This window comes from Herbiconiux sp. VKM Ac-2851, assembly GCF_013205105.1.
Classification (GTDB): Bacteria; Actinomycetota; Actinomycetes; order Actinomycetales; family Microbacteriaceae; genus Herbiconiux; species Herbiconiux flava.
In genome coordinates, this window is record NZ_JABMLJ010000003.1 from 676,188 (window position 1) to 691,273 (window position 15,086).

Sequence of the window (15,086 nt, forward strand, 5' to 3'; positions counted from 1 at the left end):
CGCTCCTAGGATGGCGGCATGAGTGACGCCGGAGTCCGCGCCCCCGCCTCGAGATCGCAGTCGGCCTCGGGAGCCGCCGCCATCGACCTGTCGAAGCGAGACCTGACGCTCGACCTCGCGCGCGTGTTCTGCGTGCTGCTGGTGGTGCTGATCCACCTGCTGATGGTCGGCGTGGGCGCCGGGCCCGACGGCTCGATCATCGTCTCGCGGCCCCTCGAGGAGCAGTGGTGGTTCGCCCCCGTCACCTGGGCCGGCCAGATCATGCCCCTGTTCTTCGTGGTGGGCGGATTCGCATCCCTCACCGCCTGGCGCAGCCTCACCCGCCGGGGCGGCACGGCCGCGGGCTACGTGCGCAACCGGGTGCTGCGGCTCGCCCAGCCGGCCCTGCCCCTGTTCGTCTTCTACGCGGTCGTGATCGGGGGAGCGCGCCTGTTCGGCGTCGACCCCGCGCTGATCGACGTGGCGGTCACGGGCGCCGCGTCGCCGCTGTGGTTCCTCGCCGCCTACACGCTCTGCCAGGCGCTCGTGCCGCTGATGGCCGGCTGGCACGCCCGGGCGCCGCGGGCCACCCTCCTGGTGCTGCTCGCCGGGGCGATCGCGATCGACGCCCTCCGCTACTCCACGGGCATCACCGAGATCGGCCTGCTCAACCTGTTCTTCGTCTGGTTGCTCGTGCAGCAGCTCGGCTTCTTCTACGCCGACGGCTGGTTCGCCGCCCGCCGCTGGTACACGCTCGTCGGCATCGCGGTGCTCGCTTATGCCACGCTCGTGCCACTCACCGTCTGGGGCCCGTACGCCGACGACATGCTGACGAACCTCAACCCGCCCACGCTGCCGCTGGTGGCGCTCGCGGTGGCGCAGGCGTGCATCCTGAGGCTGCTGAAGCCCGCGCTCGCCCGCCTGATGAACACGCACGCGGCCCGGGCCGTGGTGTTCCTCGTCGGCACGCGGCTGATGACGATCTACCTCTGGCACCTGCCCGTGATCCTGCTGGTCTCGGGGGCGCTGCTGCTGGTTCCCGGGGCGTCGCCCGAGCCGGCGAGCCCCGCCTGGTGGTGGTCGCGGCCGGTGATGTTCGTGCTGGTGCTCGCCGCGGTGTTCGGCCTGTCGTTCCTCGTGGGCCGCTGGGAGGCGCCGCGCGAGGTGGGGCCGACCCCGCCGACGCCGGTGGTCGCGGTGGCGACGGTGCTGGCGTTCGTGCCGCCGTTCCTCGTGATGGAGTTCTTCATGGACCTGCCCACCGCGCTGATCGGGGTGGTGCTGCTCTCGGCGGCGATCCTGATGCTCGGGCGCTGGCGGGCGCGGGATGCGGTCGCCCCGCCTTCGGGCACGCCCGCGGTCACGCCGACGGCCCGCCCCGGTTCGCAATCGGCGCCGCTTTCGTCGTAGAATATCCGGGTTGTCGTTTCGACGTCAGCGGGGCTATGGCGCAGTTGGTAGCGCGTCTCGTTCGCAATGAGAAGGTCAGGGGTTCGAATCCCCTTAGCTCCACCAGATCCGTTCCCCCCGGGAACGAACGAAGGGCCCGCCTAGGCGGGCCCTTCGTCGTTGCAGTGCGCGATTCCGCGTCGACTACTCCTCGGTCTTCAGCGCGAGGCCGATCGCGAAGAAGGTCGGGGCCCAGTGGCCGATGAAGATGCCCCAGCGGTCGGACTGGGCCTTGTCGTCGGTCTTCTTGCCGCGCGACACGAGCCACGCGATCAGCGACACGACGATCGAGGCGAAGCCTGCGAGGTACGCGTGCTTGCTCTGGATGCCGAGTCCGTGGGCGAACTCGATCGGGTCGAAGCCGACCTTCTCGATCTCTTTCTTGGCCATGGTGCGTCCTTTCGAGGATTCCCGGGGCAGGGATGCTCTCACACTCCACCCCCGGCACCGAAAACGCCACCCTTTCCTCTCCTCCCCGTCGCGTCGCGGCCGAACTCCCAGCACCGAGGCGCAGATCCGGCACTAATATAGGTTTCATGACGCAGATACGGATACGAGACGCCGCGAGCTTCCTCGGAGTGAGCGACGACACCGTGCGCCGCTGGATCGAGACCGGCCTGCTCGAAAGCGGCAAGGACGAGGCCGGCCGCGGCGTCGTCGACGCGCTCGCGGTCGCCGAGCTCGCCCGGCGCAACGCGGTGCTGCCCGCCGACCCCTCCGAGATCGGCCGCTCGGCGCGCAACCGACTGGTCGGCGTCGTCACCGAGGTCGTCTCCGACACCGTGATGGCCCAGGTCGAGCTGCAGTGCGGCCCGCACCGCATCGTCTCGCTGATGAGCAGCGAGGCGGTGCGCGAGCTCGGTCTCGAGCCCGGCTCGATCGCGATCGCGGTGGTCAAGGCCACGACGGTGATGATCGAGACCCCCGGCGGGCGGGCCTGATGCGCCGCGCGACGACCGCCGTGCTGGCCGCGGCCACCGTGCTCGTCCTGAGCGGATGCGCGGGCCAGGCGTCCCCGCCCGCCGACGCCCCGGTGTCCTCCGCCGCCCCGAGCAGCACGGAGACCGCCCTCGAGGGCTCGATCACCGTGTTCGCGGCGGCCTCCCTGAAGGCCACCTTCACCGAACTGGCCGACGAGTTCGAGGCCGCGCATCCGGGAGTCACGGTCGAGCTCTCGTTCGCGGGCTCCTCCGACCTCGTGACCCAGATCACCGAGGGCGCGCCGGCCGACGTGTTCGCCTCGGCCGACGAGAAGAACATGGCGAAGCTCACCGATGCCGGGCTCGTGGACGTCGAGGCGCCCGTCGACTTCGCCACCAACGTGCTGACGATCGCCGTGCCCCCGGGCAACCCGGGCGGCGTCACGGCCTTCGCCGACCTCGCCGACCCGGGCATCGCGACCGTGGTCTGCGCCGCCCAGGTGCCCTGCGGGGCCGCCGCCGCGACCCTCGAGACGGCCACGGGCGTGACGATCCCCGCGGTCAGCGAGGAGTCCTCCGTCACCGACGTGCTCGGCAAAGTCACGAGCGGCGAGGCCGACGCGGGGCTCGTCTACGTCACCGATGTGGTCGCCGCCGGCGACGCGGTCGAGGGCATCGCCATCGCCGAGGCGGACGAGGCCGTGAACACGTACCCCATCGCCCCGGTGGCCGGCTCGCAGAACCCGGCCGTGGCCGAAGCCTTCGTCGCGCTGGTCACCGGCAGCGCCGGCCGAGACGTGCTGACCGCCGCCGGCTTCGGCACGCCTTAGGCCGGCCGGTGTCCGGGAGCACATACGGCGGGGTGCCGCGCTGGGTCGCGGCCGTCGCCGGGGTCGGCGCGGCCTTCGTGGTGCTGCCACTCGTCGCGATGCTCCTGCGAGTGAACTGGGCGGAGTTCGTACCGCTGATCATCTCGGAGTCCTCGCTCGACGCTCTCGGACTGAGCCTCCGCACCTCCCTCGCCTCGACCGCGCTCTGCGTGCTGCTCGGGGTGCCGATGGCCGTCGTGCTCGCCCGCACGCGGTTCTGGGGGCAGAAGGTGCTGCGCTCGCTGGTTCTGCTGCCGCTCGTGCTGCCGCCGGTCGTCGGCGGCATCGCGCTCCTCTACACCTTCGGCCGCCGGGGCCTGCTCGGGCAGGGTTTCGAGGCCTTCGGCGTGACCATCGCGTTCTCGACCACGGCGGTCGTGCTCGCCCAGACCTTCGTGGCGCTGCCGTTCCTCGTGCTCAGCCTCGAGGGGGCCCTCCGCACGGTCGGCACCCGCTACGAGGCGGTCGGCGCGACCCTCGGGGCGCGGCCCACCACGGTGCTCCGGCGCATCACGCTGCCGCTCGTGCTGCCCGCCCTCGTCTCGGGAGCGGTGCTCTCGTTCGCCCGGGCGCTCGGCGAGTTCGGCGCCACCCTCACCTTCGCGGGCTCGCTGCAGGGCGTCACGCGCACCCTGCCGCTCGAGATCTACCTGCAGCGCGAGACCGATCCGGATGCGGCGGTCGCCCTCTCGCTCGTGCTGGTCGTCGTCGCCGTGGTCGTCGTGGCCGTCGCGCATCGCGCCGGCGAGCCCGCCGGGCTCCGCCTGAGGCGGAGCCCGCGATGAGCTTCGAGCTGGAGGCGACGGTGCTCGAGCGCGACGTGTCCGTGTCGCTCGAGGTGGCTGCCGGAGAGACCGTCGCCGTGCTCGGGCCGAACGGCTCCGGCAAGTCGACCGTGCTCGACGTCATCGCCGGACTGCTCCGCCCCGACCGCGGGCACGCCCGACTGGATGCCCGGCGACTCTTCGACGTCGGCGGCACCGGCCGCGGCCACTGGCTGCCCCCGCACGCCCGTGGCGTCTCGATGCTGGCCCAGGACGCGCTGCTCTTCCCGCACCTGAGCGTCCGCGACAACGTGGCGTTCGGCCCGCGAAGCCGCGGGCGATCGCGCGCGGAGGCCGCCTCCCGCGCGGCCCTGTGGCTGGAACGCGTCGACGCCGCCGAGCTGGCCGACCGCCGCCCCGCCCAGCTCTCGGGAGGCCAGGCGCAGCGCATCGCCGTGGCCCGAGCCCTCGCGGCCGATCCGGCGCTGCTGCTCCTCGACGAGCCCATGGCGGCCCTCGACGTCTCGGTCGCACCGGCGCTCCGGCGCACCCTGCGGACGGTGCTCGCCGGGCGCAGCACGATCATCGTCACCCACGACGTGCTCGATGCCTTCACACTGGCCGACCGGGTCGTCGTGCTCGATGCCGGCCGAGTGGTCGACTCCGGCCCGACGGCCGCCGTGCTGGAACGGCCTCGAACGCCGTTCGCGGCCGGGCTCACGGGGGTGAATCTGCTCACCGGTATCGCCGAGGAGGCGGCGGTGGTGATCACCTCCGACGGACATCGCCTGGCGGTGCGCCCGGTGGAGCGGCTGCGGCCCGGAGGTGCGGTGGCGGTGTCGCTGCGGCCCGCCGCGGTCTCCGCCGCACGGGAGCAGCCACCCCGGGCATCCGGCCGCACCACCGTGCCGGGGCGGGTGACCGACGTCGAGCCGCGCGGCGACACCGTGCGGGTGCGGGCCGGGGCGCTCGCCGCCGACCTCTCGCCGCGCGCCGCGGCCGAGCTCGACCTCGCGCCCGGGGCGACCGTCTGGTTCTCGTTCGCCGCCGACGACGCCACGGCCTACCCGCTCTAGCGCATCCGGGGCAGTCCGCCGGGGCGATCGGGTGAACGGGCGCTCCGGCGACCCCGCGTTCGGATCGCGTGAGGATTTCGCGCGCCCGCCGCCCCCGGCCGTCAGGAAAGCGTTAGGACCGCCGGAACGCTGCGAACCGGCGAGCACACTCTGATCCGTACCGCGCGCCCACTCGGGGGCGCCTGTCGGATGGAGAACACCGTGCTCGACGTGATCTATATCGTCGCGATCCTCGCCGCCTTCGGCGTCGTCGCCCTCGTCGCGAAGGGGGTCGAGAAGCTGTGATCGTGCTCGAACTCGCCGCCGCGCTGCTGGGCGTCGCCGGAGTGGCGTACCTGGTGGTCGCCCTCGTGAAGCCGGAGAGGTTCTAGATGGAAGCCTGGCTCCTGGTCGCCCAACTGGCGACCCTCGTGTTCGTGCTGGCGGTCATCCACCGCCCCCTCGGCGACTACATCGCCTGGACCTTCACCCGCGCCAAGGACCTCCGCGTCGAACGCGGGCTCTACCGGCTCGTCGGGGTCGACTCCGACTCCGAGCAGAGCTGGGGCGCCTACCTCCGTGGGGTGCTCGCCTTCTCGCTGATCGGCGTGCTGTTCGTCTACGCGCTGCAGCGGCTGCAGGCCGTGCTGCCCTACTCGCTCGGCTTCCCGGCCGTGCCGGAGGGGCTGTCGTTCAACACGGCCGCCTCCTTCGTGACCAACACGAACTGGCAGTCGTACTCGCCCGACGTCACCCTCGGCTACACCGTGCAGATCGCCGGCCTCGCCGTGCAGAACTTCGTCTCGGCCGGCGTCGGCCTCGCCGTCGCCATCGCCCTGGTGCGCGGCTTCGCACGCCGCAACACGGGCACGCTCGGCAACTTCTGGGTCGACCTGACCCGCGCCGTGCTGCGCATCCTGCTGCCGCTCGCCGTCGTGTCGGCGATCGTGCTGATCGCGGGTGGCGTCATCCAGAACTTCAGCGGCTTCACCGAGGTGACCACGCTGACGGGCGGCACCGCGATGGTTCCCGGCGGGCCGGTGGCCTCCCAGGAGGCGATCAAGATGCTGGGCAACAACGGCGGCGGCTTCTTCAACACGAACTCCGCGCATCCGTTCGAGAACCCCACGCCCTGGACCAGCATGTTCGAGGTCGTGCTCATGCTCGCCATCCCGTTCGCGCTGCCACGCACCTTCGGGAAGATGGTCGGCGACACCCGCCAGGGCTACGCCGTGCTGGCCGCGATGGGCGTGCTCTTCGTGGCCTCGCTCGCCGCGCTCACCGCCTTCGAGATCGGCGGCGCCGGAACCGGGCCGCAGCTCGCCGGCGGCGCGATGGAGGGCAAGGAGCAGCGCTTCGGCATCGCCGCGTCGACCCTTTTCGCCACGACCTCGACCATCACCTCCACGGGCGCGGTCAACTCGATGCACGACAGCTTCACGTCGCTCGGCGGCATGATGACGCTGTTCAACATGATGCTCGGCGAGATCGCGCCGGGCGGCATCGGGGCGGGGCTCTACGGCATCCTGATGATCGCGGTGATCACCGTGTTCATCGCGGGCCTGCTGGTCGGCCGCACCCCGGAGTACCTGGGCAAGAAGCTCGGCCCGCGCGAGATCAAGCTGGCGAGCCTGTACATCCTCGCCACGCCCACCCTCGTGCTCGTCGGCACCGCGCTCAGCTTCGCGATCCCGCCGGTGCGGGCAGACGTCGAGAGCACCTCGATCTGGAACCCCGGCCTGCACGGCTTCACCGAGGTGCTCTACGCCTTCACCAGCGCGGCAAACAACAACGGCTCGGCCTTCGCCGGTCTCACCGCCAACACCCCGTGGTTCAACACCGCGCTGGGCCTCGCGATGCTGCTCGGACGCTTCGTGCCGATCGTGCTGGTGCTCGCCCTGGCCGGCTCGCTGGCCGCGCAGGGCAAGGTGCCCGTGACCGCCGGCACCCTGCCGACCCACCGCCCGCAGTTCGTGGGCCTCCTCGTGGGCGTGATCGTCATCGTCGTCGCCCTCACCTACTTCCCCGTGCTCGCACTCGGACCTCTCGCCGAAGGGCTTCAGTAATGTCCAACCTCCCCAGTCAGATCGCCGCGGGGCTCCCCGGGGCGCTCCGCAAGCTCTCGCCCCGGCTGATGTGGCGGAACCCCGTCATGTTCATCGTCGAGGTCGGCGCCGCGTTCACCACGGTGCTCGCCATCGCGCAGCCATTCGTCGGCGGCTCCGACTCGCTCACCTTCACCTGGGCGATCGCCGTCTGGCTCTGGCTCACCGTGCTGTTCGCGAACCTCGCCGAGTCGGTCGCCGAGGGGCGTGGCAAGGCGCAGGCCGCCACGCTCCGCTCGACCCGCACCAGCACGATGGCCGCCCGGGTCGTCGGGTACGACCCGGCGGGAGACCCGGCCGCGCTGCGGGCGTCCACCGAGCAGGTCGCCTCCGCCGACCTCACCCTCGGCGACACCGTCGTGGTGGTCGCCGGGGAGCTCGTGCCGGGCGACGGCGACATCGTCGACGGCATCGCCTCGATCGACGAGTCGGCGATCACGGGCGAGTCCGCCCCGGTCGTCCGGGAGTCGGGCGGCGACCGCAGCGCCGTCACGGGCGGCACCCGGGTGCTGTCGGACCGCGTGGTCGTGCGCATCACCTCCAAGCCCGGCGAGACCTTCGTCGACCGGATGATCCGCCTCGTCGAGGGCGCCTCGCGCCAGAAGACGCCGAACGAGATCGCCCTGAACATCCTGCTGGCGAGCCTGTCGATCGTGTTCCTGATCGTCGTGCTCACCCTCGGCCCGATCGCCGGGTACTCGGATGCCGCACCCTCCATCGCCGTGATGGTCGCCCTGCTCGTCTGCCTCATTCCCACCACCATCGGCGCCCTCCTCTCGGCGATCGGCATCGCCGGCATGGACCGGCTCGTGCAGCACAACGTGCTCGCCATGTCGGGCCGCGCCGTGGAGGCCGCCGGCGACGTGACCACGCTGCTGATGGACAAGACCGGCACGATCACCTACGGCAACCGCCGCGCCGCCGAGTTCCGCACGCTGAAGGGCGTGCTGGCGGGCGAGCTGCGGGAGGCGGCGGCGCTGTCCTCGCTCTCCGACCCCACTCCCGAGGGCAAGTCGATCGTCGACCTGGCTTCCGCCGACGGCTTCATGCGGCCCGCGGCGGTCGACGACGAGATCGTGCCCTTCACCGCGCAGACCCGGATGAGCGGCATCGACTTCGCCGACGGTCGCCAGATCCGCAAGGGCGCCGGCTCGGCCGTGACCGCCTGGGCGAAGGAGAGCGGCACCGCGGGCAGCGAGCTCTTCGACGAGCTCGAGGAGTCGACCGACCGCATCGCGAGCCTCGGCGGCACCCCGCTCGTGGTCGCGGTGCGCGAGCCCGGCGCCCCGGCCCGGCTGCTCGGCGTCGTCTACCTGAAGGACATCGTCAAGGAGGGCATGGCGTCGCGCTTCGCCGAGCTGCGCTCGATGGGTATCCGCACCGTCATGATCACGGGTGACAACCCGCTCACCGCCAAGGCGATCGCCGAGGAGGCCGGGGTCGACGACTACCTGGCCGAAGCGACGCCCGAGGACAAGCTCGCGCTGATCCGGAAGGAGCAGGAGGGCGGCCGCCTGGTCGCGATGACCGGCGACGGCACCAACGACGCCCCGGCGCTCGCGCAGGCCGACGTCGGTGTCGCGATGAACACCGGCACCTCCGCCGCGAAGGAGGCCGGCAACATGGTCGACCTCGACTCCGACCCCACGAAGCTCATCGACATCGTGGCCATCGGCAAGCAGCTGCTGATCACCCGCGGGGCGCTCACCACGTTCTCGATCGCGAACGACGTCGCGAAGTACTTCGCGATCATCCCGGCGATGTTCGCCGCGGTGTTCCCGGGGCTCGGGCTGCTCAACATCATGGGGCTGCACTCGCCGGCCTCGGCCATCCTCTCGGCGGTGATCTTCAACGCGCTGGTGATCATCGCGCTGATCCCGCTCGCGCTGAGGGGCGTGAAGTACCGGCCGATGTCGGCGTCGCGCATCCTCTCGCGCAACATCCTCGTGTACGGGCTGGGCGGGGTGATCGCCCCGTTCATCGGGATCAAGATCATCGACCTCGTCGTCAGCCTCATCCCGGGTTTCTAGCCCCTCTCATTCTCTACAGACAGGACATCACCATGGCCACCACCCGCGGGTTCGCCCGCCCCTACTGGGTCGCCCTCCGCTACATGCTCCTCGCGACCGTCGTGCTCGGCATCGCGTACCCCGTCGCCGTGCTCGGCATCGGCCAGCTCGCGCTGCCCGCCCAGGCCAACGGCAGCATCGTGACCGTCGACGGCGAGCCGGTGGGCTCGTCGCTGATCGGCCAGTCGTTCACCGACGCCGACGGAGCCGCTCTGCCCGAGTGGTTCCAGTCCCGCCCCTCGGCGGCCGGCTACGACGCCTCGGCGTCGGTGGCCAGCAACTACGGGCCCGAGAACCCTTCGTTCCTCGAGGAGATCGAGGCCCGGCGCGATGCCATCGCCGCTAGCGACGGGGTCGACGCCGGCGACATCCCGGTCGACGCGCTCACCACCTCGGGCTCGGGCCTCGACCCGCACATCAGTCCCGAGTACGCGAACGAGCAGGTGAGCCGAATCGCGGATGCCCGGGGCGTCCCCGAGGCAGACGTCCAGTCGCTCGTCGACTCGTCCAGCCAGGGTCGCGACCTCGGGTACCTCGGCGAGCCGACCGTGAACGTGCTGCAGCTGAACGTCGCGCTGTCGCAGCTCGCGGGCTGAGCATCCGGTGGCTGGATCGGTGGCGGTGGCAGTCGCGGTGGCCGCGGCCTGCGGGCCGGTGGCGGGCGTCGTGAGAGGGGTGCGCGCATGAAGCAGGGACGGCTGCGGGTGCTGCTCGGCGCAGCCCCCGGCGTGGGCAAGACCTACGCGATGCTCGAGGAGGGGCGGCGGCTGCGCTCGGAGGGCCGGGACGTCGTGGTGGCGGTGGTCGAGACCCACGGCCGCGCCGCCACCCGCGCCATGACCCTCGGCTTCGAGATCGTGCCCCGTCTGCGCGTGGCCCACCGCGGCGTCGACCTCGAGGAGCTCGACCTCGACGCCGTGCTCGCCCGCGCGCCGCAGGTCGCCCTGGTCGACGAGCTGGCGCACACCAACGCACCGGGCCTCGCCCACGAGAAGCGCTGGCGCGACGTCGAGACGCTGCTCGACGCGGGCATCGACGTGATCTCGACGGTGAACATCCAGCACATCGAGTCACTCAACGACGTGGTGCAGCAGATCACGGGCGTGCCCCAGCGCGAGACCGTGCCCGACGCCGTGCTGCGCGATGCCGACCAGATCGAAGTCGTCGACCTGGCCCCGCAGGCACTCCGCGACCGGCTCTCGGCCGGGGTCGTCTACCCCGCGGCCCGGATCGACGCGGCCCTGTCGAACTACTTCCGGCTGGGCAATCTCACGGCGCTCCGCGAACTCGCCCTGCTGTGGCTCGCCGACGAGGTCGACTCCTCGCTGCAGCGCTACCGCAGCGAGCACGGCATCGGCCAGAAGTGGGAGGCCCGCGAACGCGTGGTCGTAGCCCTGACCGGCGGCCCCGAGGGCGAGACGCTGCTGCGACGCGGCTCCCGCATCGCCGCCCGCTCGGCCGGCGGGCAGCTGCTCGCCGTGCACGTCACCAGCCAGGACGGCCTGCGGTCCGGCGATCCCGCCGCCCTCACCGCCCAGCGCGCCCTCGTCGAGAGCCTCGGCGGCACCTTCCATCAAGTGGTCGGCAGCGACATCCCCGAGGCGCTCGTGCAGTTCGCCCGCGCCTCGAACGCCACCCAGCTCGTGCTCGGGGTGTCGCGGCGCAGCCGCCTCGCCGCGCTGGTCACCGGGGCGGGCATCGGGGCGACGGTCATCCGCGAGTCGGGCGACATCGACGTGCACATCGTCACCCACGCCGCAGCCGGCGGCCGGCTCAGGATGCGCCTCCCGGGCGTCGGGGGATCACTGACCGCACGACGCCGGCTGCTCGGCGCCGCGATCGCGCTGGCGGGCGGGCCGCTGCTGACCTGGCTGCTGACGGCGTTCCGCACCGACGAGTCGATCACCTCGGACGTGCTGGCGTACCAGCTGCTCGTGGTCGTCGTCGCGCTCGTCGGCGGCATCTGGCCGGCGCTGTTCGCGGCCCTCCTGTCGGGGGTGACGCTCGACTTCTTCTTCGTCGACCCGTTGTACACGGTGACCGTCGACGAGCCGCTGCACCTCCTGGCGCTGCTGCTCTACATCGTGATCGCGGTGCTCGTGTCGATCGTGGTCGACCAGGCGGCGCGGCGGTCGCGGGCGGCGCGGCGCTCGGCCGCCGAGTCGGAGTTGATCGCGGGGGTCGCGGGGGAGGTGCTGCGGGGGCAGGACGCGCTGCAGGCCTTCGTGACCCGCACGCGGGAGGCCTTCGGGCTGACGGGGGTGCGGATCGTGGTGGGGGAGCGGGTGCTGGCGAGCGACGGGGAGCCGGCCGACGGGCCGGGAGCACCTGACGCGTCGGTCGACCGAGTGGCGGTGGGGGAGCGCGCCGTGCTCGAGCTGCACGGCCGCACGCTGCAGTCGTCGGATCGGCGGCTGCTCGGCATCATCGTCACCCAGCTCGCGTCCGCCCTCGAGAACGCCGACCTCGAGCAGACCGCCCGCGAGATGGCTCCGCTCGCCGCCGCCGACCGGGTGCGCACCGCGCTGCTCGCGGCCGTCGGTCACGACCTCCGCCGCCCGCTGGCCAGCGCCACGGCGGCGCTCACCGGGCTGCGCAGCTCGACGGGCATCCTGAGCCCCGCCGACCGCGAGGAGCTCTTCGAGACCGCCGAGACGAGCCTCGGCCAGCTCACCCGGCTGCTCACCGACCTGCTCGACGTCAGCCGCGTGCAGGCCGGGGCGCTCGCCGTGACCCTCGCCGACGTGGACCTCGCCGACGTCGTGCCGGCCGCCCTGGAGGAGCTCGAGGTCGGGCCGTCGGCGGTCGAGCTCGACCTGCCCGCCGAGCTGCCGGACATGCGCGCCGACCCGGTGCTGCTCGAGCGTGTGCTGGTGAACCTGCTGGCGAACGCCCTCAAGCACGCGCCGTCGGCGACGCCCGTGGTGGTGGCGGCGTCGGCGTTCCTCGACGGGATGCAGATCCGCGTGATCGACCGCGGGCCGGGGGTGCCGGCCGATCGCCGCGAGGACATCTTCGTGCCCTTCCAGCGGCTCGGCGACACCGACAACACCTCGGGACTCGGGCTCGGGCTCGCCCTCTCGAAGGGCTTCGTGGAGGGCATGGGCGGCACGCTCGAGTACGAGGAGACGCCGGGCGGTGGGTCGACCTTCGTGGTGGCGCTGCGGGTGGCCGCGGCGAGCACGGGGTCGCCGGCGCAGGGTACGTCGTCGTCGGTACCGTAGCGCCTCTCGGGATTACCGTGGTGGCCACGGTGACCCCCGGGGTGCCCTCGTTCGTAGCCTCGACCCAGACGCCCACCCGCACCGGGGGGCCCGACGGAAGAGACACGACATGCGGCGCCACAGCCCGGGCACGGAACACGCCCCCTCCACCCTCCCGGCCCTCGCGCCGGCCGACCGCCGCCGCGGCACGCGCCGGGGTGCTCGCACGGGCGCCCTCGCCGTCGCGGGCGCGGTGGGGCTGACGGCGGCCCTGGTGCTCGGGGTGGGCGCGACCGCGCCCGCGTTCGCCGGCACCCCTCCGTCGACCCCGCCCGCCTCCGGCGGCGAGGGTGGGACGGCCAGCGCCGGAAACGTACCCGGGTTCGACCCGACGAAGGCGACCACCCCGGAGGAGGCCGCCGGCGGCACCGGGTCGGGCTCCGGCTCCGGCTCGGGCTCGGGCGACCAGCCGTTCGAGACGCTGCCCCCGGAAGGCGGCGGCGGAACCCCCGGCGACCCCACCGACGCCGAGCAGATCCCCACCACCCCCGACTGGCCCGCGCCCGACGAAGGACCGAAGTCCCCGGCCGGCGAGCCGACCATCGAGGCGCACGACGACGTGCTGTCTGTCGCATCCGGTCACTCGATCAGGATCAACTGGGACGACCTGGTCGGCAACGACGTGAACCCCTCGGGCCTCGCCGTGCTGCCGGCCGATCACAGCTGGCCCGCGCACGGCTCGCGCAGCGTCTTCTCGACCCTCGACACGGCCGACCGGTACATCACCTACTGGGCCGACGAGGGCTTCGTGGGCAAGGACTCCTTCCAGTACGAGGTGCGCGACGCCTCGGGAGCGGTGGGCATCGCCCCGGCGACCGTGATCATCCACGTCACCCCGCAGTCGTCCCCGGTCGTCACGAACGACGTGTACACCGCCAAGAGCTACCACTCGATCGAGGCGTCGGGCGGCGGCCTGACGATGAACGACACCGACGCCGACGGCGACAAGCTCACCGTCAAGCTGCTGCCCGCCTACGGACCCCAGCACGGCACCGTCGTGCTGGCTCCGGGCTCGTTCGGCGGCTTCACCTACACGCCGACGCCCGGGTACGTCGGCACCGACATGTTCGGCTACCAGGCGGTGGACGGGTACGGCGGATCGAGCCTGCTCGGTGTGGCGACCATCACCGTCCTCGAGGAGATCCACGCCACGGGCGTGCTGACCATCTCCGGCACCCCGTCGGTCGGGTACTGGCTCTCGGCGAAGGCTCCGGTGTTCACGCCGGCGTCGACCTCGATCGCCTACCAGTGGTACCGCGGCGCCTCGGCGATCCCCGGCGCGACCCAGCCGAACTACTCGGTGCACGACGCCGACGCGGGGTCGGCGCTGTCGGTGCGCGCCCTCGCCTCGAAACCCGGCATGCAGAGCATGCAGTTCAACTCGCTCCCGACCTCGCCCATCACCCGCCTCTTCACGTCGACCTCGACGCCGACGGTGTCGGGCACGGCGAAGGTCGGATCGACGCTGACCGCCGCGACCCCCGGCTGGCAGCCCGCCCCCGAGTCCTTCACCTACCAGTGGCGCCGCAACGGCTCCCCGATCACCGGAGCGACCGCGTCGACCCTGAAGCTCGGCATCTACGACCAGGGCTGGGCGATCAGCGTCGCCGTCACCGCGGTGAAGGCCGGCTACCAGCCGGTCACCACGGTGAGCGGCGCGACGGGCATCGTGCAGGCCGGCCTGCTCACCGCGACCCCGAAGCCCACCATCTCGGGCACGGCGAAGGTCGGCTCGAAGCTCGCCGCCGTCCCCGGCGCCTGGGGCCCGGCTCCGGTCTCCCTGGCCTACGTCTGGAAGCGCTCGGGCGTCGCCATCAGCGGTGCCACCGCCTCGGGCTACACGCTCACGGCGGCCGACCTCGGCAAGGCGGTCACGGTCACCGTCACCGGCACGAAGGCGGGCTTCACGACCGTCGCGAAGACGAGCTCCCCGACCGGGTCCGTGGTCGTCGGAACGCTGACTGCGGCGCCCAAGCCGACGGTCGCTGGCACGGCCAAGGTCGGCTCGAAGCTGACCGCCGTGGCGGGCACCTGGGGCCCCGCGCCGGTGGCGTTGAGCTACACCTGGAAGCGTGCGGGAGTCGCGATCACCGGCGCCACCGCGTCGAGCTACACGCTGACGGCGGCCGACCTCGGCAAGACGGTCACCGTGACGGTCAAGGGAGCGAAGTCGGGCTTCACCTCGCTCTGGAAGACGAGCGCTCCGACCGCGACCGTGGTCGCCGGGACGCTCACGGCGACGCCTCAGCCCACCATCACGGGCACGGCCAAGGTCGGCTCGAAGCTGACCGCAGTGGCGGGCACCTGGGGGCCCGCGCCGGTCGCGCTGAGCTACACCTGGAAGCGCGCGGGCGTCGCGATCACCGGTGCCACGGCGTCGAGCTACACGCTGACCACGGCCGACCTCGGCAAGACGGTCACCGTGACGGTCAAGGGTGCGAAGTCGGGCTTCACCTCGCTCTGGAAGACGAGCGTCCCGACCGCGAAGATCGCGGCGAATTAGGCGGGCCCGTCGACGGGTCGCCCTTCACCCGCGGAAGGGCGACCCGCCGGCCACCGCTCGACCGGTCGCCCCTCCTCGGGCGGCCGGTCGCCGACGTGCGGCGGTACTGT

At 72.3% G+C, this 15,086-nt stretch carries 12 protein-coding genes and 1 tRNA gene; 12 read left to right on the top strand and 1 reads right to left on the bottom strand.

Translation table 11 applies throughout. The features are described from left to right. Positions 1 to 18 precede the first annotated feature (18 nt). Positions 19 to 1,389 carry an acyltransferase gene (locus tag HQQ85_RS16445; protein ID WP_173183576.1) on the top strand — a complete coding sequence of 457 codons (1,371 nt, stop codon included), beginning with the start codon at positions 19 to 21 and terminating at the stop codon, positions 1,387 to 1,389. Positions 1,390 to 1,418: 29 nt separating this feature from the next. Beyond that, a tRNA-Ala gene (locus tag HQQ85_RS16450) sits at positions 1,419 to 1,494 on the top strand. Positions 1,495 to 1,572: 78 nt separating this feature from the next. On the opposite strand, the gene HQQ85_RS16455 is transcribed toward HQQ85_RS16450, so the two are convergent. After that, on the bottom strand, positions 1,573 to 1,818 hold the full coding sequence (locus HQQ85_RS16455; RefSeq protein ID WP_173183577.1) for a hypothetical protein: 246 nt from the start codon (positions 1,816 to 1,818) through the stop codon (positions 1,573 to 1,575). Between the two features lie 146 nt (positions 1,819 to 1,964). Here HQQ85_RS16455 and HQQ85_RS16460 point away from each other — a divergent pair, with 146 nt between their 5' ends. The 10 genes from HQQ85_RS16460 (at position 1,965) to HQQ85_RS16505 (ending at position 14,976) form a co-directional block, all read left to right on the top strand. Next, positions 1,965 to 2,369 (top strand): molybdopterin-binding protein, encoded by a 405-nt coding sequence (locus HQQ85_RS16460; RefSeq protein WP_173183578.1) that lies wholly within the window; start codon positions 1,965 to 1,967, stop codon positions 2,367 to 2,369. Next, complete coding sequence (modA, locus tag HQQ85_RS21140; RefSeq protein WP_173183579.1) at positions 2,369 to 3,178, top strand: molybdate ABC transporter substrate-binding protein; 810 nt, start codon at positions 2,369 to 2,371, stop codon at positions 3,176 to 3,178. Before HQQ85_RS16460 ends, modA begins: the two co-directional genes overlap by 1 nt. Before the next feature lie 8 nt (positions 3,179 to 3,186). Next, the gene (locus HQQ85_RS21145) at positions 3,187 to 4,002 is read left to right on the top strand and encodes an ABC transporter permease (protein WP_173183580.1); all 816 of its coding nucleotides are present in this window, start codon (positions 3,187 to 3,189) and stop codon (positions 4,000 to 4,002) included. Next, entirely contained in the window at positions 3,999 to 5,057 is a 1,059-nt protein-coding gene (locus tag HQQ85_RS16475; RefSeq protein WP_173183581.1) for a sulfate/molybdate ABC transporter ATP-binding protein, read from the top strand. Before HQQ85_RS21145 ends, HQQ85_RS16475 begins: the two co-directional genes overlap by 4 nt. 281 nt (positions 5,058 to 5,338) lie before the next feature. Continuing rightward, positions 5,339 to 5,428: a potassium-transporting ATPase subunit F gene (locus HQQ85_RS21150; RefSeq protein WP_173183582.1), complete on the top strand. Its 90-nt coding sequence runs from the start codon at positions 5,339 to 5,341 to the stop codon at positions 5,426 to 5,428. After that, positions 5,429 to 7,102: a potassium-transporting ATPase subunit KdpA gene (gene kdpA / locus HQQ85_RS16485; RefSeq protein WP_173183583.1), complete on the top strand. Its 1,674-nt coding sequence runs from the start codon at positions 5,429 to 5,431 to the stop codon at positions 7,100 to 7,102. It abuts the gene before it with no gap. Beyond that, entirely contained in the window at positions 7,102 to 9,171 is a 2,070-nt protein-coding gene (kdpB, locus tag HQQ85_RS16490) for a potassium-transporting ATPase subunit KdpB (protein ID WP_173183584.1), read from the top strand. Before kdpA ends, kdpB begins: the two co-directional genes overlap by 1 nt. 32 nt (positions 9,172 to 9,203) lie before the next feature. Beyond that, positions 9,204 to 9,806 carry a potassium-transporting ATPase subunit KdpC gene (kdpC, locus tag HQQ85_RS16495; protein ID WP_173183585.1) on the top strand — a complete coding sequence of 201 codons (603 nt, stop codon included), beginning with the start codon at positions 9,204 to 9,206 and terminating at the stop codon, positions 9,804 to 9,806. Between the two features lie 87 nt (positions 9,807 to 9,893). Beyond that, on the top strand, positions 9,894 to 12,434 hold the full coding sequence (locus HQQ85_RS16500) for an ATP-binding protein (RefSeq protein WP_173183586.1): 2,541 nt from the start codon (positions 9,894 to 9,896) through the stop codon (positions 12,432 to 12,434). 109 nt (positions 12,435 to 12,543) lie between these two features. Then, a complete protein-coding gene (locus HQQ85_RS16505) occupies positions 12,544 to 14,976 on the top strand; it encodes an Ig-like domain-containing protein (protein WP_173183587.1) in 2,433 nt (810 codons plus the stop codon). Positions 14,977 to 15,086 lie beyond the last annotated feature (110 nt).